The sequence below is a fragment of the Nocardia yunnanensis genome (genome assembly GCF_003626895.1).
GTDB classification, from domain to species: Bacteria; Actinomycetota; Actinomycetes; order Mycobacteriales; family Mycobacteriaceae; genus Nocardia; species Nocardia yunnanensis.
Genome location: NZ_CP032568.1, coordinates 6,980,959 through 7,000,146 on the forward strand (window position 1 = coordinate 6,980,959; position 19,188 = coordinate 7,000,146).

Annotated in this window: 19 protein-coding genes; 9 read left to right on the top strand and 10 right to left on the bottom strand. The window is 68.5% G+C overall.

What is annotated here, in order from left to right:
• Positions 1-76: 76 nt before the first annotated feature.
• The 3 genes from D7D52_RS32665 (at position 77) to D7D52_RS32675 (ending at position 2,376) form a co-directional block, all read left to right on the top strand.
• Positions 77-775 (top strand): GAF and ANTAR domain-containing protein, encoded by a 699-nt coding sequence (locus D7D52_RS32665; protein ID WP_162958705.1) that lies wholly within the window; start codon positions 77-79, stop codon positions 773-775.
• A 71-nt stretch (positions 776-846) separates the two neighbouring features.
• A complete protein-coding gene (locus D7D52_RS32670; RefSeq protein ID WP_162958706.1) occupies positions 847-1,596 on the top strand; it encodes a GAF and ANTAR domain-containing protein in 750 nt (249 codons plus the stop codon).
• A 213-nt stretch (positions 1,597-1,809) separates the two neighbouring features.
• Positions 1,810-2,376, top strand: coding sequence for a sigma-70 family RNA polymerase sigma factor (locus tag D7D52_RS32675; protein WP_120742597.1), 567 nt, complete (start codon positions 1,810-1,812; stop codon positions 2,374-2,376).
• A 13-nt stretch (positions 2,377-2,389) separates the two neighbouring features.
• On the opposite strand, the gene D7D52_RS32680 is transcribed toward D7D52_RS32675, so the two are convergent.
• The 7 genes from D7D52_RS32680 to D7D52_RS32710 form a co-directional block, all read right to left on the bottom strand.
• Positions 2,390-3,892: an MFS transporter gene (locus tag D7D52_RS32680; RefSeq protein WP_222932716.1), complete on the bottom strand. Its 1,503-nt coding sequence runs from the start codon at positions 3,890-3,892 to the stop codon at positions 2,390-2,392.
• A gap of 53 nt (positions 3,893-3,945) precedes the next feature.
• The gene (mscL, locus tag D7D52_RS32685; protein ID WP_120742601.1) at positions 3,946-4,383 is read right to left on the bottom strand and encodes a large conductance mechanosensitive channel protein MscL; all 438 of its coding nucleotides are present in this window, start codon (positions 4,381-4,383) and stop codon (positions 3,946-3,948) included.
• 50 nt (positions 4,384-4,433) lie between these two features.
• A complete protein-coding gene (locus tag D7D52_RS32690; RefSeq protein ID WP_222932717.1) occupies positions 4,434-5,981 on the bottom strand; it encodes a BCCT family transporter in 1,548 nt (515 codons plus the stop codon).
• Between the two features lie 118 nt (positions 5,982-6,099).
• Entirely contained in the window at positions 6,100-6,462 is a 363-nt protein-coding gene (locus tag D7D52_RS32695) for a hypothetical protein (RefSeq protein ID WP_120742605.1), read from the bottom strand.
• A 7-nt stretch (positions 6,463-6,469) separates the two neighbouring features.
• Positions 6,470-6,664, bottom strand: coding sequence for a CsbD family protein (locus D7D52_RS32700; RefSeq protein WP_246023467.1), 195 nt, complete (start codon positions 6,662-6,664; stop codon positions 6,470-6,472).
• A 90-nt stretch (positions 6,665-6,754) separates the two neighbouring features.
• The gene (locus tag D7D52_RS32705; RefSeq protein WP_120742607.1) at positions 6,755-8,053 is read right to left on the bottom strand and encodes a D-arabinono-1,4-lactone oxidase; all 1,299 of its coding nucleotides are present in this window, start codon (positions 8,051-8,053) and stop codon (positions 6,755-6,757) included.
• Positions 8,054-8,086: 33 nt separating this feature from the next.
• Positions 8,087-8,761 carry a TetR/AcrR family transcriptional regulator gene (locus D7D52_RS32710; RefSeq protein ID WP_120742609.1) on the bottom strand — a complete coding sequence of 225 codons (675 nt, stop codon included), beginning with the start codon at positions 8,759-8,761 and terminating at the stop codon, positions 8,087-8,089.
• Between the two features lie 118 nt (positions 8,762-8,879).
• Between D7D52_RS32710 and D7D52_RS32715 the strand changes: the two genes are divergently transcribed.
• A complete protein-coding gene (locus D7D52_RS32715) occupies positions 8,880-10,379 on the top strand; it encodes an MFS transporter (RefSeq protein ID WP_120742611.1) in 1,500 nt (499 codons plus the stop codon).
• Positions 10,380-10,510: 131 nt separating this feature from the next.
• Here D7D52_RS32715 and D7D52_RS32720 read toward each other — a convergent pair whose 3' ends face one another.
• Positions 10,511-11,701, bottom strand: a complete 1,191-nt coding sequence (locus D7D52_RS32720) for a lipase family protein (RefSeq protein ID WP_246024093.1) — start codon at positions 11,699-11,701, stop codon at positions 10,511-10,513.
• A gap of 224 nt (positions 11,702-11,925) precedes the next feature.
• On the opposite strand from D7D52_RS32720, the gene D7D52_RS32725 reads away from it, so the two are divergent.
• The 5 genes from D7D52_RS32725 (at position 11,926) to D7D52_RS32750 (ending at position 16,979) form a co-directional block, all read left to right on the top strand.
• Positions 11,926-12,270: a DUF190 domain-containing protein gene (locus D7D52_RS32725; RefSeq protein ID WP_120742613.1), complete on the top strand. Its 345-nt coding sequence runs from the start codon at positions 11,926-11,928 to the stop codon at positions 12,268-12,270.
• Positions 12,271-12,601: 331 nt separating this feature from the next.
• On the top strand, positions 12,602-14,251 hold the full coding sequence (pgm, locus tag D7D52_RS32735) for a phosphoglucomutase (alpha-D-glucose-1,6-bisphosphate-dependent) (RefSeq protein WP_120744646.1): 1,650 nt from the start codon (positions 12,602-12,604) through the stop codon (positions 14,249-14,251).
• 53 nt (positions 14,252-14,304) lie between these two features.
• On the top strand, positions 14,305-15,528 hold the full coding sequence (locus D7D52_RS32740) for an MFS transporter (protein WP_120744647.1): 1,224 nt from the start codon (positions 14,305-14,307) through the stop codon (positions 15,526-15,528).
• Between the two features lie 76 nt (positions 15,529-15,604).
• Entirely contained in the window at positions 15,605-16,345 is a 741-nt protein-coding gene (locus D7D52_RS32745; RefSeq protein ID WP_120742617.1) for a DsbA family protein, read from the top strand.
• A gap of 199 nt (positions 16,346-16,544) precedes the next feature.
• Complete coding sequence (locus D7D52_RS32750) at positions 16,545-16,979, top strand: DUF4352 domain-containing protein (protein ID WP_120742619.1); 435 nt, start codon at positions 16,545-16,547, stop codon at positions 16,977-16,979.
• 7 nt (positions 16,980-16,986) lie between these two features.
• Here the strand turns inward: D7D52_RS32750 and D7D52_RS32755 are convergent, their stop codons facing one another.
• Together D7D52_RS32755 and D7D52_RS32760 are read right to left on the bottom strand one after the other, a co-directional pair.
• Positions 16,987-17,289, bottom strand: coding sequence for a hypothetical protein (locus D7D52_RS32755; protein ID WP_120742621.1), 303 nt, complete (start codon positions 17,287-17,289; stop codon positions 16,987-16,989).
• Between the two features lie 152 nt (positions 17,290-17,441).
• The gene (locus D7D52_RS32760; RefSeq protein WP_120742623.1) at positions 17,442-19,115 is read right to left on the bottom strand and encodes a DUF222 domain-containing protein; all 1,674 of its coding nucleotides are present in this window, start codon (positions 19,113-19,115) and stop codon (positions 17,442-17,444) included.
• Positions 19,116-19,188 lie beyond the last annotated feature (73 nt).

Consider the following 19,188-nt stretch of genomic DNA (forward strand, 5'->3'; position numbering starts at 1 on the left):
AGCTGTGACAGTGATACTGGCCGCGGGCACCGAATAACTCATCGCCGGGCGATGATTGTGGGGCGGTTCGATGGTGATGGCTTCGTCGCAGTTCGATCAGTTGACGGGACGGTTCCTGCGCGCGGTGCGCGATGCCGGTGGTGGCCTGGGCGCGGTCTGCGCCGCCTGTGTGCGGGTGTTACCGGTGACCCGGGCCGCCATCGTGCTCGAGGAACGCGATGCGGGCATGCAACCCTGGTGCGCCAGTGACGAATTCGCGCGCCGGGTGGAATTCGCGCAGGCCACCGCGGGCGAGGGGCCCGCGGTCAGCGCCGTCGCCGAGGGCGTGCCGGTGCTGGTGGCCGACCTGGGCGTGGACTGCGAGCAGTGGCCGGGCTTCGCCGAGGCGCTGACGGTGTCCGCTGCCGGGGAACCGCTCTGCGGCGCCATGTTCGCGGTGCCGTTGCGGCTGGGCTCGATTCGGCTCGGCACCGTCGATCTGTATCGCGACGTGACCGGGCGGCCGGGGTCGCGGCTGCTGTCGGCGGCGCTGCACATCGCCGATCTGGTCACCGCCTCCCTGGTGCTGGCCACCGGCGACGAGGCCCGGCAGTGGGCACAGCCGTTGTCCAGCCGCTGGATTCACCAGGCCGCCGGCATGACCAGCGCCCGGCGCGGCATCGATATCGCCGACGCCTACGCCTGCCTGCGCGGATACGCCTTCACCCATGGGATTTCCCTGGTGGAGGTGGCACGGCGGGTGGTGGAGCGCGAGATTCGCATCGAGCCCGAATGAGCGCAACTGTTTCGCGACACCCTGTCCGGCCCATACCATGAGCTGACGGTAAGAGCGGCACAGGAACTTTCGTGGCGGGCGCTTCGCGTCCGGCGAGCGGGGTGATGGCGGTGTCCGACAGCGAGCTGCTGGTGACGGTGTTGGCGCGGTTCGCCCGCCTGCTCCCGGCGACCCACGAACTGCCGCACATCCTCGACGAGTTGATGCGCAGCGCCATCGATGTGCTGGAACCGGGCGGGGTGACGGTGGCGCTCTCCCCGCAATCACGGGGAGACCGGTCGGAAGTTTTCGGCGGTATCCCGGCGGATCTGCTGGATCTCGAAGCGTGTCAGCGCGATCACGACCGCGGACCCGGGGTGGTGGCGCACAGCTGCGGGGCGCCGGTCACCGTCACCGAGATCGGCAGCTACGGCGACCTGTGGCCCGAGTACGCCAATCTGGCTGCCCGGCATCGCATTTCCTCGGTGGCCGCCATCCCCATGCGGCTCGACGGAACCGAAGCCGGTGTGCTGAGCCTGTATTCGCGCGATCCCCGGCGGTGGACGGGCCGGGATCTCTCCGTCGCGACGCTGCTCGCGGGCATGGCCGCCGGTCATATCGTCACCGTGAATCTGGTGGCCCGCCAGCAGCGGGTGACCGAGCAGCTACAGCGCGCGCTGATCACCCGGGTCGTGGTCGAGCAGGCCAAGGGCGTGATCGCGCACGCGCACCACACCACGCCGGACGCGGCCTTCGAACTGATTCGCGCGCACGCTCGCCGCAACCGGGTCACCGTGCACGCCGTGGCCCACGGCATCGTCGAACTGGGACTGCATATTTGAGCGCGCGCGGCCCGCGGCGGGGTTTTCCCGGGAATTGCGTCAGGTAAATTGGATCCGGCGCTGCCGCCGCGCCCGCGGCGTAGCCTTGACGGTTGGCGGAAACGAAAGCCCCTGTCCCCGGCCGGTTTCCGTCCGCGGTGAGCGGCCGTCCCTGTCCCTCGACGGCTCGTTCGGCAAGTTCGTGCTCGCTCGACCGTCGATCTGGGGGCGCTCGTGAAAACCTCACGCGCATCGCAATTCTCCGCTGCCCGCTTCGATCACCTGGTGGGCCGGATCGCCCACGGTGATCGGGACGCCTACGCGGAGCTCTACCGTCGCACCCGCGGCCTGGTCTACGCCCGGGTCCTGAACATCGTGTGCGACACCGGTTATGCCGAGGAGACGTGTCATGAAGTCTACCTGCAGGTCTGGCGCAGCGCGGGCGGCTTCGACCCGGCCCGCGGCAGCGCCCTGACCTGGCTGTCCACCCTGGCCCACCATCAGGCCGTGGATCGGGTGCGCCGCGAGTGCAGCGCGGCCGGGCACGAACACCGCTGGGGCGTGGGCGATTACCGTCCGGCCGCCGACGTGGTGGCCGAGGAGATCCTGCGCCGCCAGGAGGAACGCGCCATCCGGCTCGGATTGGCCACGCTCACACCGTATCAGCGGGAATCGGTGGTGCTCGCCTTCTACGGCGGGCTCACCTACGCCCAGGTCGCCGCCCGGCTGGGCATCGGGCTGCCGGCGGTGAAGGCGCGCATCCGCTCCGGGCTGGCGCAGCTCAAAACGGCACTGGCATAGGCGAATCCGCGACTCAGTGCGCGGCGGTCGCCTTGAAGCCGCGGGGCACCAGCACCACGGTCAATACCGCCACCGCGCCCACCATGGCGGTGGAGATCCAGGAGGTGGTGGTGAGCGCCGCGTCGTAGGCGTGCTGGGCGATGCCGAGCACCTGCGCCCCGGTCTCGCCGCCGATCTTGTCCGCGACGTAGGCCGCACCGCCCACCGAGCCGCGCGCATCGGCGAGATCGTCACCGCGCAGCGGCAATCCGTTCATGTGCGAGGTGAACAGCCGGCCGTGAATGCTGCCCAGCAGCGCCACGCCGAGGCCGATGCCGAGCTCGTAGTTGGTCTCCTCCACCGCGCCCGCCTGCCCCGCCCGCTCGGCCGGAACCGCGGCCACCAGCACCGCGGCCGCGGTGGTGATCGCGATGCCGTCACCGATGCCCAGGCACACCAGGATCAGCGCGACCAGCGGATAGGTGGTGTCGGGCACGGCGGCCAGCACGGCGAAACCCGTTGCCAGCGCGCCCAGGGCGAAGCCCATCAGGAACCGCACCCCCACCCGCGGCATGAGCCACGGCGTGGCCAGCGAACCCAGCAGGGTCGCGATCGCCGCCGGCAGCGTGCGCACGCCCGCCTCCGAGGGCGAGTAGCCGTGAATGTACTGCAGCCACAACGAGATCAGGAACAGCGCCGCGCCGATGGCGAGCATGGCCACCAGGGTGGCGACCGCCGCCGCGGTGAAGGCGCGATTCTTGAACAGCCGCACGTCCAGCAGCGGGTCCGGCGACCGGGTCTGCCGGTAGGCGAACAACCCCAGCAGCGCGAACGCCGCGACCAGGATCACCAGATCGATCGCGGCCGGATTCCCCTTGGCCACATGCTTGATGCCCCACGCCAGCGCCACCACGCCCAGCACCGACACCACGGCACTGAGCCAGTCCAGGCTGCCGTGTTGCGGCGCACGGTATTCCGGCAACAGCCACACACCCGCGGCCACCGTGACGATCACCACCGGCACATTGAGCCAGAAGGCCGCCGACCAACCGAACGCCTCGACCAGATGGCCGCCGACCAGCGGGCCGATCGCCGCGCCCGCGCCCGCCACCGACGCCCAGATGCCGATGGCCAGGGTGCGTTCGCGGTCGTCGGTGAAGATATTGCGGATCAGCGAGAGCGTGGACGGCATGACCATGGCGCCGCCGACTCCCAGCAGCGCGCGCCCGCCGATCAATTGCGCGGGGGCGTGCGCGGTGGCCGCCACCACCGAGGCCAGCCCGAACAGCACGAAGCCGGAGAGGAACAGGCGCTTGCGGCCGTAGCGATCGCTGACCGCGCCGCAGGTGATGAGCAGTCCGCCCAGGACCAGACCGTAGAGGTCGACGATCCAGAGTTGTTCCATGGGACTGGGTTCCATGTGATCGATGAGCGACGGCAGCGCGACATTCAGGATCGTCGCGTCCATCGCCACCAGCAGCAGGCTCGCGCACAGCACCGCGAGCATGGCCCACCGGCTCGCCGGGGCGGGTGTCATCGTTCTCCTCCACTAGACGCGTGATCAGGTTGCTGGCAACAACCTGGCTAAGCCTAGTCGAGGGTGGCGGCGGTCTTGCTGTTCGCGCTCTGCGGGGTGCGGTCGGCGTGCTGCTTGGCCAGCAGATCGCGGATCTCGGTGAGCAGTTCCAGCTCGGTCGGATCGGCCTTGACCGCGGTGGGCTTGCTGAGCCGATGCTTGATGGTGTTCATCGGCAGGATGAGCACGAAGTAGAGGACCGCGGCGACGCAGAGGAAGTTGATACCGGCGCTGATGATCGGGCCCAGCGCCACGAACGTGGACGGTTTGCCGGCCAGGATCTGAAAGCCCAGACCGTATTCCTTGTTGCCGCCGAGGGTCGCGAGCAGCGGTTCGAGTACGCCTTTCGTGATCGAGGTGACGATGGCCGTGAACGCGGTGCCCATGACGACCGCCACCGCCAAGTCGAGGACGTTGCCCCTCATCAGCAACTCTTTGAAACCCTTGAGCATGACGCGCTAGATCCAATCCGAGACGAATTCGTTATCTTCCGACTGGAAGTCTAAGGGGCCTCGAGGCGGAAGGTGCGCACCAGCGCGACACTCATCGCGAGCATCACGACACTGAACGGCAGCGCTATGAGGATCGCCACCGTCTGTAAGGTCGTCAGGGCTGTCGCGCCGGTTCCGCTGGCGACCAGCAATGCCACCGCTACCGCCCCCTGCGCGCAGGTCCAGAAGGCGCGGCTCCACCTCGGCGGTTCCGGATTGCCGCCCGAGGACAGCATGTTCACCACCAGCGCGCCCGAGTCGGCGGAGGTGACGAAGAACAAGACGATCACCAGAATCGCCAGCCCCGCGGTCACCGATCCGCCGGGCAGGGTGTGCAGCAGTGCGAACAGGGCGCTGTCACGGTCGGGACCATCCGCACCCGACAGCCCACCGCCGCCGAACATTTCGCGATGCAGGCCCGCACCGCCGAAGACCGCGAACCACACGAAGGTCAGCAGCGTCGGCACCAGCAGCACGCCGGCCACGAACTCACGCACCGTGCGGCCGCGGGAGATGCGCGCGATGAACACCCCGACGAAGGGCGCCCAGCTGATCCACCAGCCCCAGTAGAAGACCGTCCACTGCCGGGTCCAGGCGGTACCGTCCGGTCCCTCGGACGCGCCGGTGTAGAGGCTGATTCGCGGCAGCGTCTGCAGATACTGGCCGAGGTTCTGCACCAGCGCGTCGACGATGAACAGCGTCGGCCCCGCGATGAGCACGTACACCAGCAGCACGGCCGCCACACCCATGTTCGCCTGCGACAGCAGCTTGATGCCCTTGTCCACCGCCACCGAGATCGTGGCCAGCGCGGTGACCGCCACCACCAGCACCACCTGCAAGCCCTTGCCCGGTTCGTGCAGCCAGCCTTGATAATTCAGGCCCGCCGAGATCTGCAGCACCCCCAGCCCGAGCGAGGTGGCCACGCCGAAGACCGTGCCGATCACCGCCACCACGTCGATGACGTCGCCCCGCCACCCGCGAATACGGTCGCCCACAAGCGATTCCAGCGACCAGCGAATCGACACCGGCCGGCCCTTGCGGTGATTCGAATACGCGATCGCCAGACCCACCACCACGTAGATGGCCCACGGGTGGATGCCCCAGTGCAGAAACGTCTGCACCATGGCCGCATCCGCGCGCTGCGCCGGCGTCGAACCCACGCCCGGCCGCGGATCCTCGTAGTGGAACAGCGGTTCGGCCACACCCCAGAACACCAGGCCGATACCCATGCCGGCCGCGAACAACATGGGAAGCCAAGCGCTTAGCGAATATTCGGCCCGTTCGCCGTCGTCGCCGAGGGTGATGCCGCCGAATCGGCCCAGCCCCAGCCGGATCGCGAACACCACGAACAGGGTCACGAGCACGATGTAGTACCAGCCGAAGTCGCCGATCACGTGATCCTGCACGGCCTTCGCCTGCCGGGCGGCGGCGTCGCGAAAGACGATGGCGTACACCGTGAACGCGGTCACCACCAGTGCGGCGGGCCAGAAGACCCTGGGCGCCACCGCCGTTCGAGGATGGACGGGACTCGGGCCGGGGGTGGTGCTCGGTGCGCTCACGTCAGGCATCCCCTGTGGTGTCGTGTCGATCAACGCGATATCGGAGCAACGAGGTCCGGCCGGGGCAGCGAACAACCCCGGTTCCGAGCCCGGGGGCCCGGAACCGGGGTCGGTGAGACTACTTGCCGGTGCGGTTCTTCAGCGCGGTGACGATCTCGTTCACCGCGGCCAGCACATCCTGCGCCGCGTGATCGAGATTGGCGCGCACCTGTTCCAGCGTGCCCTGCAGATCATCGGGGGTGATTCTGTCGGCGAATGCCTTCGCCATATCGGCGAGATCGGCGGCGGCGTCCTGGGCGCGCCCCGCGAGCTCGGCGGCCGCGCCGCTGGCGCGTTCGGCCAGTTGCCCCGCCGCGGCCTCGGCTCGCTCCCGCAGATCGCCGGCGGTGACCCCGAGGTCGGTGGTCAGATCGTCGGCGGTGGTGCGCAAGTCGTCGGCGAGCCGCTCGTCGTCGAAATCGTCATTCGTCGGCATGGTCACGCGCCCCTTACTTCGATCCGCCGCCCAGTTTTTCCTTGATCTTGCCCATCAGGCCGCCGACCTTCTCCTTCATCTCCTCGCCCGCGTGTTGCACCTCGTCGCGGGCCTTGTCGGCGGCCTCCCGGGCCTTGTCGCCCATGTCCTGGGCCGCGGACTTGGCCTGGTCACCGGCCTCGTTCATCTTGTCGCCGAAAGAAGACATCGGAACCTCCCTACGTCGGTCACGCTCGGGGCGGATGCAGCGATCTTTCAGCAACTGATACTAGTCCGTTTGTCCACTTCGCGTGGGTTGTCAGGACACCGGACCCAGCACCCGCTCGAGGTAGGCATTGGTGAACCGGCCCTTGGGGTCCAGGCGGCGGCGCACCTCGGCGAAACGATCCCAGTCCGGGTAGCGCTCCCGCAGCGTCTCGGCGGTCTGGAAGTGCCGCTTGCCCCAGTGCGGGCGGCCGTTGTAGCGATCGAAAACCCGTTCGCAGGCACGGAAATACGGTTCGTAGTCCATGCCCTGGTACTGGTGGACCGCGATGTAGCAGGTGTCGCGACCGCCGGCGGGCGAGAGGAAGGCGTCGTCGGCGGCGACCCAGCGCACCTCGATCGGCATCGGGGTGTCGAAATGCTTGGCCACCTCCTTGATCTCGCGGATGGCATCGACCGAATGCGCGCGCGGCAGTGCGTATTCCATCTCGGTGAAACGGAACAGCCGCGGGCTGGCGAACACCTTGTAGGAGCGCTCGACCTGGCGGCGGTAGCTGCCCGCGTAGGCCGCGCCGCGCTGCACCCACGGGATCAGGCCGGGGCGTCGGCGGGTCAGCCGGCACAGGGCGTCGAAGGTGTAGTTGGTCATGAGGATGTCGGAGAACCAGTCCACGGCCTTGCCGCGCGGTTGCTCGGGCAGCTCGACGGTGTTGTTGCGCTTGGTCATCGCCAGCGGGCTGTGCGCGAACATGTAGAACTCGAAGTGCTCGTTGCCGTCCACGTAGCTGTCCAGATCGGTGAGCACCTCCTCGACCGGCACCGGCCGCTCGATGCCCTCGAGCACGAACGACGGCACCATCCGCAGGGTGACCGCGGTGACCACGCCGAGCGCGCCCACATTCACCCGCGCGGCGCGCCAGCCGTCCGGATCGGACTGCTCGTTGAGCTCCACCCGGCTGCCGTCGGCCAGCACCAGTTCCACCGAATGCAGTGCGGCCGAAAGGTTCTGGAGCCGGGCCCCGGTGCCGTGGGTGCCGGTCGCGGTCGCGCCCGCGATCGACTGCACGTCGATATCACCGAGATTGGGGAAGGCCAGACCCAGCGGGTGCAGCGCGGTGCTGGCGGCATTGAGGGTGATGCCCGCTTCCACCCGGACCAGCCCGCTGGCGCGGTCCACCTCGAGGATCCGGTCGAGCTGGTTCAGGCGCATGAGGGTGCCGTCGGTGAGCACGGTCTCGGTGAACGAGTGGCCGGATCCCGCGACCCGCACGGTGTGGCCGGCGGCCTCGGCCTGGGCGAGTACTGCCGCGACGTCCTCGGGCGAGCTCGGTTCGGCGATGGTCGCCGGGGCACAGCTCTGATCCCCGGCCCAGTTCACCCAAGAGTTGGTCATGCGACCAACTGTAAACCGCGAGTGTGATGTGCGCTACCGTTTGCGCGGCGGGCACGCCGCCGCCTTGGCGCGTTCCACCTCGTCCTCGGTCAAGGGTGGTTGCGTGAGCGGCATGCGGGGCACGCCGTCACCGCGGACGCCGTTGAGGATCACCGCCATATAGCGCTCCCAGACATCGGAATTCACCGGCCGGGCGAAGCCCGCGATGCCGTCGACCATGTTCACCATGGCGAAGAAATCGGCCGGCTCGATATCGGGCTGCAGGGCGCCGGCGTCCTTGGCGCGCTGGATGACGGCGTTCATGCCGGGCCGGATGCGGTCCTTCATGCAGACGAAACGGTCCATGCTGTCGTGCAATTCGAGGATCACCTCGCCGAAACCGCGGTTGACCGCGATGTGTCGGCACGAGTACTCGAACAGGCCGACCAGGCCCTGCCACGGGTCCGGGTGGTGCAGTGCGGCGTCCACGGCCCCGGCCAGCTCGGTGACCATCTGGTCGAAGACCTCGGAGATGAGCTCCTGCTTGTTGGCGAAGCGGCGGTAGACCGTGCCGACGCCGACGCCGGCGCGTTCGGCCACATCGTCGAGGGTGACCTCCAGGCCGCGATCGGCGAACAGCTCGCGGGCGGCCGCGATGATGCGCTGCTGGTTGCGGGCGGCGTCCGCGCGCAGACGCCGAGGTGGTGGCGCGGTGGTGACGTGATTCACAGGCTAATCCTAACAGGAATCGGGATTATCCGGAGGCATTGTCTCCGTTTGGCATGGTAGCTTTCATCGGTAAACGGAGACGGGTTCTCCGTTAATCCTAGGGGACGAGGAAAACACCATGACAACAGCTCTCGAGAAAGACGTGGCCGCCCCCACGGCGGCGGCCGGGCGGCGCGGATCGCACGCCCTGCGCTGGTGGGTGCTGGCCGTGCTGGGCGTCGCCCAGCTGATGGTCGTACTGGACGCGACCGTCGTGAACATCGCGCTGCCGCACGCCCAGGCCGACCTCGGGTTCTCCAACGGGGACCGGCAGTGGGTCATCACCGGCTACGCACTTGCCTTCGGCAGCCTGCTGCTGCTGGGCGGGCGACTGTCGGATCTGTTCGGCCGTCGCACCACCTTCATCGTGGGCCTGGTCGGCTTCGCCGCCGCCTCCGCGATCGGCGGCGCGGCCGGCAACTTCGAAATGCTCGTCGGATCCCGTGTGGCGCAAGGCGTTTTCGGCGCGCTGCTCGCACCCGCGGCACTGTCGCTGCTGACGGTGACCTTCACCGAACCCCGCGAACGCGCCAAGGCGTTCGGCATCTTCGGCGCCATCGCCGGCGCCGGCGGCGCACTGGGCCTGCTGCTGGGCGGCGCGCTCACCGAATGGGCCTCGTGGCGCTGGGTGATGTACGTGAACCTGGTGTTCGCGGCCGTGGCACTGGTCGGCGCGGTCACCTTGCTGGCCAAGCACACCGCCACCCATCGGCCCAAGCTGGATCTGCCCGGCACCCTGGCCGTGAGCGCCGCGCTGTTCGGCATCGTGTACGGCTTCTCGCACGCCGAATCCGACGGCTGGACCAATGGCGTGACGCTGGCCTTCCTGATCGGCGGCGTGGTGCTGCTGGGCGTGTTCGCCTGGCTGGAACAGCGGGTCGCGCATCCGCTGCTGCCGCTGCGCGTGGTGCTGGACAAGACCCGTGGCGCGTCCTACATCACCGTGTTCACCATCGGCATCGGCATGTTCGCCATGTTCCTGTTCCTGACCTACTACATGCAGCAGCAGCTGGGGTACTCGCCGATCATCACCGGCGTGGCCTTCCTGCCCATGGTGGCGGGCATGATCGCCTCCTCGACCACGGTGCCGGCGCTGGTGATCCCGCGGGTCGGCCCGAAGGTGACCGTGGTGAGCGGATTCCTGGTCGCCACATTGGGAATGGCGCTGCTGACCCGCATCGGCGTGCACACCGGCTACGCGAGCCACATCCTGCCGAGCCTGATCCTGATGGGTCTGGGCCTGGGTACCGCGATGTCCACCGCGTTCTCCGGCGCCACCTCCGGCATCGACCACCAGGACGCGGGCGTGGCCTCGGCCATGGTCAACACCAGCCAGCAGGTCGGCGGCTCGATCGGCACCGCGCTGCTGAGCACCCTGGCCTCGACGGCGCTGACCAACTACGTGTCCGACCACGGTCCGGCGACGCCGGCCGTGCTGGCGGAGGCCGCGGTGCGAAGCTACACCACCACCTTCTGGTGGGCGGCGGCGATCTTCGTGGTCGGCGCGGTGCTGACCGGGCTGATCATGCCGAACAAGGTGCCGGTCCCGGCCGAGGGCGAACCGGTGCTCGCGCACTGATTCTCGTTCTGGCGCACTGGTTTTCGGTGCCACCGGATGACGCGCCCCGCGTCCCCGGACAGCGTCGTCCGGAAAGGAAAGCGGCCCCAGCTCGCATGAGCTGGGGCCGCTCTTTTTCCGGCTTACCGCGATCAGCGGCAGTTGGAGGGCGGGGCCAGGCCCGCGAACCGGTCGGCGAGATAGTTCATGGCGTTGACCGCGCCCGGGAAGATGGCGGTGCCGTGGTCGGCGCCCGGGATGACGTCGAACTGGACCGGGGTGCCCGCGGCGCAGTAGCGGCCCGCGGTGTACTGGGCCAGGCCCAGCGGCACCTGGTCGTTGCCGCCGTGCCACTCGTAGAGGGGCTGGCGGATGAGCTCGGGCACGATCTCGAGCGCGTTCTCGTGGAAGGTACGAATCAGCACCGGATCGTTCTCGGCGCCGGCGTGGAAGACCTCGCTGATGCGATGGTTCGCGCCGACCGAGATGATGTCGTCCACACAGGAATTGGCCATCCGCTCGCGCATCCAGAAGCCGAAGGGGGTGAGCGAATCGTCCAGGCGCAGCTCGGCCGGATATTCGCGTTCCATGCCCACGGCCACGGCGAAGCCGAGGCCGAACAGGGCCTGCGGCGAATCACCCGCCTCGATGGCCATTTTGCCCGGGTTGACCGGAACGCCGCCCTCGGCGACGCCGACGATCGGCAGTTCGGGCGCGTAGTCCGGGGCGATGGCGGCCGCGAAACCGGTGGCCATCGCGCCGCCGGAGTAACCGGCCAGGCCGACCGGCGAATCGGCCAATCCCGCCGGGGCGAAACGCTTCACCGCGCGAATGCCGTCGAGGGTGATCTGCCCGCCCATGCGGGCGGCGCCGTAGGCGCTGTCGGGTCCGAGGTGATCGGGCACCGCGATCGCCCAGCCCCGGGCCAGCAGCAGCGGGAAGGCGGAGGTCTCCTTGAGGCTGCCGTCGAACAGCGCGTGCGACGGAGCGCATTGCAGGCCCAGGGAATTCACGAACGGCTGATACGACAGCAGCGGGCGCGGCCCGGGGCCGGGGGAGATGAGCGTGGTCACCGCCGCGATGGGCACGCCGGTGGAACTGGTGGAACGGAAAAGCAGCTGCCACACCGTCGCTCCGGCCCACGGGCTGGGGACCTGGCGGGCATTGAGGACGTCGCCGTTCTGCGCGCCGCCGAGATTGCCTGCGGCGTAGTAGAACCCGTCCGGGTCCGCGACGGGGTAGATCGCTCCGGCGTGGGCCGCGGGTGCGGCGGCCATGACGGCCACCAGTGCCGCGGCGACGGCGATGCCTTGGACCAGCATTTTTCCGATCGACTGCCGCACCGCCAACTTCGCTCCTCGAGGCCGATGGGACAACTCTGGGCAAGCCGCACTATCCTCGCAGTTCCGGGCTGTTGTTCGGGCTCAGCAACACGCCGGACAGCAACTTTTTAGTTAATTGAAGGAGGGGTGTGGACGTTGGTTGCGCCCCCGCGGTCGAATGGGCATTCTCGGGCTGAGTGCGCGGCGAGGTAGTTCGGGTACGGCACGACGATTGGGGGCAGGCGATGAGTGAGACGGCTCGGCAATGGGTTCCGGCCTCGCGGCTGACGGTGCTGCTCGGCGAGGACGATCTGTATCGGCATCGGCCCCGCTACCACGAGATCGTGCGGCGTGCCCGCGACGCCGGACTGGCCGGGGCCAGCGTGTGGCGCGGTATCGAGGGCTACGGGGTGTCCTCGCACATTCACACCGCGCGCCTGCTCGATCTGGCCGAGCGGCTGCCGGTGCTGGTGATGATCATCGACGACACCGCGCGACTGCGGTCCTTCGTGGAAAGCAATGCGGATCTGCTGGATTCGGTGACCGTGGCGCTCTCACCCGTCGAGGTCTTCGACGGGGTACGGCGGTGACGCCGCCGCCTCGCCACCCGTGCTCGACCGTCGCGATCGCGACCGTACAACTGGCGGATCGCGCGGTGGCCCCTCGATTCGATAGTGTTCTCCCACTGGGCACACTGGCGGTGAGCGTGGGCGGTGGGGAGCCGGCCGCGTTCGCCGCATTCGGAGACGAGACGGTTCGATCGGCCGAGGAGGGCGCTGACAGCTATGCGGTGGCGAACGTCGTGATCGGCGTCGGCGCGAGCCTGTGCACAACCGACCTCGGTGCCCCGCGCGGGCAGTGGGGGTGGTCGTGATTCTGATGACCAGCCGGTCGCAGGCGATACGGAAGGGAGGTGCGAGCATGGCCCACGATCGAGCCGGACGACCGGCGCGGGCCACGGACCTCGAGGACATCGCGCATTTGGTGACGGCCTACTACAGCAAGATTCCGGATCCAGCGGATCCCGAGCAACTGGTGTCCTTCGGTACTTCCGGGCATCGTGGATCGAGTCTGGACTGCGCGTTCAACGAGGCGCACATTCTGGCCATCACGCAGGCGATCGTGGAATACCGTGCCTCGCGCGGCATTACCGGGCCGGTGTATCTGGCGCGGGACACGCACGCGCTGTCCGAGCCCGCCTGGACCACCGCGCTCGAGGTGCTGGCCGCCAACGACGTCACCGCCATCATCGACTCGCGTGACAGGTACACGCCCACACCGGCTTTGAGCCACGCGGTGCTGCGGCACAATCGCGGCGGCACCCGGCATCAGGCCGACGGCATCGTGGTGACGCCCTCGCACAATCCGCCGCGCGACGGCGGGTTCAAATACAATCCGCCGCACGGCGGCCCGGCCGACACCATCGCCACCGATGCCATCGCCGCGCGCGCCAACGAGCTGCTGCGCACCGGGCTCGCCGATGTGCGGCGCACCTCGCTCGCGCATGCGCTGGCCACGAACGTGGAGCGCTACGACTATCTGGATCGCTATATCTCCGACCTACCCAATGTGCTGAATCTGGACGCCATTCGGGGCGCGGGGATTCGGCTGGGCGCGGACCCCATGGGCGGGGCCTCCGTGGATTACTGGGAAGAGATCGGGCAGCGCTACGACCTCGAGCTCGAGGTGGTGAATCCGTTCGTCGACCCGACGTGGCGGTTCATGACGCTGGACGCGGACGGGCGAATCCGGATGGATCCGTCCTCGCGGTATGCCATGGCCTCGCTGGTGGCGATTCGCGACGATTACGACATCTCCACCGGCAACGACGCGGACGCCGACCGGCACGGGATCGTGACTCCCGATGCGGGACTGATGAATCCGAACCACTACCTGGCGGTGGCGATCGAGTACCTGATCGCCAACCGGATGGGGTGGGATGCGCTGACCAAGATCGGCAAGACGGTGGTGACCTCCGGCATGATCGACCGCGTGGTCGGGGTGCTGGGCCGCGACGTGTACGAGGTGCCGGTCGGGTTCAAATGGTTCGTGCCCGGATTGTTCAGCGGCAGCCTGGCTTTCGGCGGCGAGGAGTCGGCGGGGGCGTCGTTCCTGCGCATGGACGGCACCGTGTGGACCACCGACAAGGACGGCATCCTGCTCGCCCTGCTGGCCGCCGAGATCACCGCGGTCACCGGGCAGAGCCCGTCCGCCCGCTACGCCGAACTCGAAAAGCGTTACGGCTCACCCGCCTACGCCCGCGTCGACGCCAACGCCACCACGGAACAGAAGGCGCGGCTGGCGGCGTTGACGCCGGACATGATCACCGCCACCGAAATCGCCGGCGAACCCGTCACCGGAATCCAGACCCGCGCCCGCGGCAACGGCGCGGCCTTGGGCGGGGTGAAGGTCACCACCGAGAACGCCTGGTTCGCGGCGCGGCCGTCGGGGACCGAGGACAAGTACAAGATCTACGCGGAATCCTTCCAGGGGCCCGAGCATCTGGCGCAGGTGCAGGCGGCCGCGGAGGAAATCGTGGGGCAGGCGTTGTCCGGTACGTCGGGTGCGTGAGCGATCCGCGGGCGGTCGCGTGGTCCGTTGTATCGCGTCGTGGGTGAGGTGTGGTGAGTAGTTCGCAGGGTGTCGAGGCCGGGCGGCAGCGGTTGCCGGTGGAGATCTGGGTGCTGGTGGGGTCGGCGTTCACGATCGCCATCGGGTTCGGGCTGGTCGCGCCGGCGCTGCCGCAGTTCGCGCGGAGTTTTCATGTCGGGGTGGCGGCGGCCTCGTTCATCGTGAGCGCGTTCGCGTTGATGCGGTTGCTGTTCGCGCCGTTGGCCGGGCGGTTGTTGCAGCGGCTGGGGGAGCGGCCGGTGTATCTGACCGGGCTGCTGATCGTGGCCGTCTCGACCGGTGCGTGCGCGCTGGCTCAAAGTTATTGGCAGCTGCTGGTTTTGCGGTCGCTGGGCGGAATCGGGTCGACCATGTTCACCGTGTCCTCGCTGGGACTGGTGATCCGCATGTCGCCGCCCGCCGAGCGCGGGCGGGTGTCCGGGGTGTATTCGACCAGTTTCCTGATCGGGTCGATCAGCGGGCCGCTGGTGGGTGGCGCGCTGTCGTTCCTGGGATTGCGCGCGCCGTTCGTCATCTACTGCGTCGCGCTGTTGATCGCCAGCCTGATCGTCTATGTGGCGCTGCGGAACTCGCCGCTGGCGTTGCCGGAAACCGCCAACGGCGTGCCCGCCACGACCTTCCGCGAGGGCCTCGCCCAGCCCGCCTATCGCGCCGCCCTGTGGGCCAACTTCGGTAACGGTGCCGCGGTTTTCGGTGTCCGCATGGCACTGGTTCCTCTGATCGTCGTCGAGGTCCTCAAACAGGATGCCGCCTTGGCGGGCGTAGCCCTCACCGCCTTCGCCCTCGGCAACGCCTCGGTCCTGTTCCTGTCCGGTCGCTGGTCGGACACCCTCGGCCGCAAGCCCTTCCTCATCGCCGGCACCCTCGTCTGCGCTCTCGGCACCGCGGGCATCGGCCTCTCCCCAAACCTGCCTTGGCTCCTGGCCGCTTCCTGCCTGGCCGGCATCGGCTCCGGCATGTTCGCTCCCGCCCTGCAAGCGGCCGTCGCCGACATCATCGGCCCCGGCCGCCGCGGCGGCCCCGTCCTGGCCGGCTACCAAATGTCCGCCGACCTCGGCACCTTCCTGGGCCCCTACGCCATCGGCCTCCTGGCCGACCGCCTCTCCTACGCCGTAGCCCTCACCGTCACCGCCACCCTGCTCGCCTCCGCCTCCGCGGTCTGGCTGCTCGCCCCCGAAACCCTGCGCCGCAAGGAATCCGTGCCCGTTCCCGGCTAGCTCCTTCGGCGCGAGTTGATTTCGGTGCGGCGGGGTGGGTGTCGCGGGGGCGGGGGCGTCGGGCAGAGTGTTGCGGGTGAGCAATCCGACTTCGAAGCACACACCGCGGCCGGTTTCGAGCAAGACGACGTACGCGCTGGCCGGGGTGGCCGTCGTGGTCGTCGCGGCGATCGTGGCGGCGCTGTATCTGTGGAACCGCGGCGACGGGGGCGGGGTGCGCAACGACGGGTACGGGCCGGTGCACGATCCCGCGGTGACGGTGGCGTTGGACTCCGACGGCGCGATCGTGCTGGGGAAGTCGAATGTCGCGAAAACCATTGACCTGTACGAGGATCCGCTGTGCCCGGCGTGCGGGCAGCTGGAGAAGATCTACGGGCAGGAGATCGCCCAGCAGGTCGATCTGGGCAAGATCGAAGTCCGATACCGGCTGGTGAACTTCCTCGACCCGAAGTCGAAGAGCAAGGACTACTCCACCCGCGCCGTCGCCGCCAACGAGTGTGTCGCGCAGTCCGGCAACGGCCCGGTCTACTCCAAGTTCCACCAGCTCCTGTTCACCACCGAACAGCCCTCGGAGGGTGGAGCCGACCACGACAACAAGTCCCTCGCCGACATCGCCAAGCAGGCCGGTGCCGGTGACGACGTCGCCAAATGCATCACCTCCGGCGATCGCGCCGACACCGCCCGCGGCCACGCCGAAGCAGCCCTGAAGACCCTCGACACCAAACTCGACAACCGCGCCGCCACCCCCGCCGTCTTCATCGACGACAAGAAAATCGACGTCAACAAAAAGAACTGGGTCCTCGACGCCGCTAAATAACCCAACGCCGAATCGAAAACGGGGAGCCGGTAGGTGTGATCACCCAGCGCTTCCCCCAGCGTGCCAACTTTATGCCCTGAACTGCATTGTTGATGGACCTACCGATTCGCATTCCTCCTGCGGACCTATCGTTGGCTGATCGATTGCCTGATCTGGGGCGATTGAACCCTCGAAACGATGAACTCCAGGGGGAATTCACATGATTCGCAAAACTGTGGCGGCATTCGCGATCGCCGCGGCCGCTCTCGCCGGAACGGGTGTCCTCACCGGCTGCGACCCGTCCAAGCCCGCGCCGGTCTCCTCGGCCGGATCGGTCGTCCAACTGTCGGCGACGCCCACGGCGTTCACCGCCGGCGTGCTCGACGACGGCAGCGCGTACACGAGTGTCCTTGTGACAGTGACGAACAACAGCAAGGACAAGGTGGTCAGCGTCAATCCGCTGTACTTCTCGATCACCGACACCGCCGGCAACAAGCACACCGCCGAACTCGGAGTCGAGCAGAACGAGATCGCAATGGTCGATCTTCAGCCCGGCGAAAAGGTGACGGGCGCGGTCGCGGCCAAAGGCACGTTCACCGCGAAGACCGTCGTCTTCGACAACATGACCGACCAGGTTCGCGCCGAAGTGTCGTAGGTGGCGATCAGGCGTCGAGGACAGGCCGACGAAGCCTCGTGGTGTAAGTGCCGGCCCGTGCAAGGGCATCGTCGGCGGCGTCGAGTTCGATGAGGGCCTCGTCGAAAACCTCTGCGGCGCCGGCGATGCAGTAGGCCGGGGTAGTGAGAGCGCCGGTACCCGGGGTGTCGAGCAGGAGGCCGGAGTCGGGGAGACCGCGGTAGGCGGCGGTGAGGTCGGCGAGGTCGCCGCGCAGGGCCTGCAAGCGCTCGCGCAGTAGTTGGCGCCGCTGTTCGAGCAGAAGCGGGTCGTGGGGTTCGTGGTCTGTCATTGCACCAGCATGCAGTGGCGCAGGGGAACTCGGGGGTTTCCTGCGCCACCGCGTGCCGGGGGAGGGGCGGGGTGCGGCCCTTCGGGGGAACGGAGAGTTGAGCCGCACCCCGGGCGGGGAGCCGGGCTGGGGGCTCGGCTCCGTGGTCCGGGTCAGCGAGTGGCGGCTCGGGTGGGGGATTCGGGGACGTCGTTGTCTGGGGTGGTGCGGGAGAGTTGGGGGTGGATCAGGATGTGGTTTTCCATCGGGTAGGCCAGGTCCGTGGTGAAAGGGTTTGTGAGGGAGGGGGTTTCGGTGGGGTCGGGGAGGATGCGCAGGGGGGTTGGGGAGATGCGCGGTGGGGCGTCGATATCGGTGTGGGGGAACAGATAGCGGGCGCCTTCGCGGACGGTTTCATGCGGCTCACCACTGGGGTCGATCCAGCGCATGCGGTCGGTGTCGGCGAGATAGACGCGCCAAGGGTGTTTTCCCTTGTCGGCCAATGCTTTCAGGCGGTGATGATGGGTGCACAGCACGGCTCGGTACGCGGTGTTCGGCTGCGGAAGCGGTTGGCCGGGAATCGAATCGAACTGCACCAGGGAGGTTTCCGCTGCGGGCATGGTGCAGCCGGGGAAACGGCACAGGCCGTCCAGCGCCCGCACCTCGCGTGCGGGAGCCGCTGAAAACGGTCGCACCACAGTGGTTTTCGCAGTCTCGACCGGCGGCGCGCAGAAAATGGGGGAGGTGAGGCGGCCGCGGTCGACACCAGGCGTGGGCTCGGTGGCGTGGTCGGCCGCGACGACACGGGCGTGGGCGCTCACCGCACGTTCCCACGGCGCCTCGGCCGCGACCCCCGGCGCGCGAGGCTGCGGCGGAGTCGCTGCCGCCTGTTCGGGTTCGGCGGCCGAGGAGGTGGGCGCTTGCTGCGGGCTCGGCTCCGGCGGGAAATACTCCGGAATCACTTGGAAGCGGGCATGTTCGGCGAGCGTGCGGGCGAGTGCTGCGTCCACGGGCCCGTAGCCGGCCAGAAAGGCGGGATCGTCGCGCAGTCCCAGCAGGGTTTCCGCGGACACTCCGACCTGAACCAGCGGCCGCCGCGGAGTGGCCGGCGCGTCGGCCTTGGGACAGTCGAGCCCTTTGCCGCATTCGCAGTGCAGCCGCCCCGAACCGTCGGCCAGCGCGACGAGAGCGTCCGCCCGTCGTTGCGCCATGCCGCGCGGATCGTCTTCGCAAACTTGCAAACTCATCTCCCGCAGCCGCATGGCCAGCGCCTGTGCTCCCGCGGCGGGCAGCAGCCCGTCGAACACCGCCATCCCGTCCTGCACCCCGCGGATCCGAATATCGCGATTCTGCTCGCGCTGCTCCCGGCGGCGAGTCTCCCCCTCGGGGTCGAGCCGAATCACCCAGCGCTGCGCCGTCTGCCGCAACCGCACCGGATCCGACCGCTGCGCCGCGTCGATCAGCTTGGGCTCCAACACTTCTCGCACCTCGTGTGCAAGCCCGCGCAGACAATCCGCGATCACCTGCACCCGCGACAGATCGATCCGCCCCGCCGCAAATGCCAACCTGGTCTGCGGTAGCGAGTCCAACGCCAACCCGACATCGATCAAGGCGGCCGCCACCGCCTCGGACACGTGCACCGCCACCGCGATCTCCGCCGCGGCGAACTCCCCGGCACGCACCCCGCCCGCCCCCGGCGCCGCATTCTGGGCCCGGTGCCGGCGATACACCTCCCGCACCGCTGTGATCTCCGCCGCCTGTGCGAACGCCGCCGCCCCATGTGCCCGCCGCAGCGCGTCGATCAGCTCCTCGTCGCCCATCGCCTCCACCTCTCGGCTATCGAACATGCGTTCGAGACTACCTCCAGAAGATCGCCACCGCCACCTCCTATCCAGGCGATTTGGTTTGTCCCACCCCCGT

Bases quoted from the DNA above. Each gene is read 5' to 3' on its own strand.
- pgm (WP_120744646.1), top strand. From the start codon at position 12,602: ATGGCCCACGATCGAGCCGGACGACCGGCGCGGGCCACGGACCTCGAG.
- D7D52_RS32755 (WP_120742621.1), bottom strand. From the start codon at position 17,289: ATGACAGACCACGAACCCCACGACCCGCTTCTGCTCGAACAGCGGCGC.
- mscL (WP_120742601.1), bottom strand. From the start codon at position 4,383: ATGCTCAAGGGTTTCAAAGAGTTGCTGATGAGGGGCAACGTCCTCGAC.
- D7D52_RS32715 (WP_120742611.1), top strand. From the start codon at position 8,880: ATGACAACAGCTCTCGAGAAAGACGTGGCCGCCCCCACGGCGGCGGCC.
- D7D52_RS32760 (WP_120742623.1), bottom strand. From the start codon at position 19,115: ATGTTCGATAGCCGAGAGGTGGAGGCGATGGGCGACGAGGAGCTGATC.
- D7D52_RS32725 (WP_120742613.1), top strand. From the start codon at position 11,926: ATGAGTGAGACGGCTCGGCAATGGGTTCCGGCCTCGCGGCTGACGGTG.
- D7D52_RS32705 (WP_120742607.1), bottom strand. From the start codon at position 8,053: ATGACCAACTCTTGGGTGAACTGGGCCGGGGATCAGAGCTGTGCCCCG.
- D7D52_RS32750 (WP_120742619.1), top strand. From the start codon at position 16,545: ATGATTCGCAAAACTGTGGCGGCATTCGCGATCGCCGCGGCCGCTCTC.
- D7D52_RS32700 (WP_246023467.1), bottom strand. From the start codon at position 6,664: ATGTCTTCTTTCGGCGACAAGATGAACGAGGCCGGTGACCAGGCCAAG.
- D7D52_RS32680 (WP_222932716.1), bottom strand. From the start codon at position 3,892: ATGACACCCGCCCCGGCGAGCCGGTGGGCCATGCTCGCGGTGCTGTGC.
- D7D52_RS32665 (WP_162958705.1), top strand. From the start codon at position 77: ATGGCTTCGTCGCAGTTCGATCAGTTGACGGGACGGTTCCTGCGCGCG.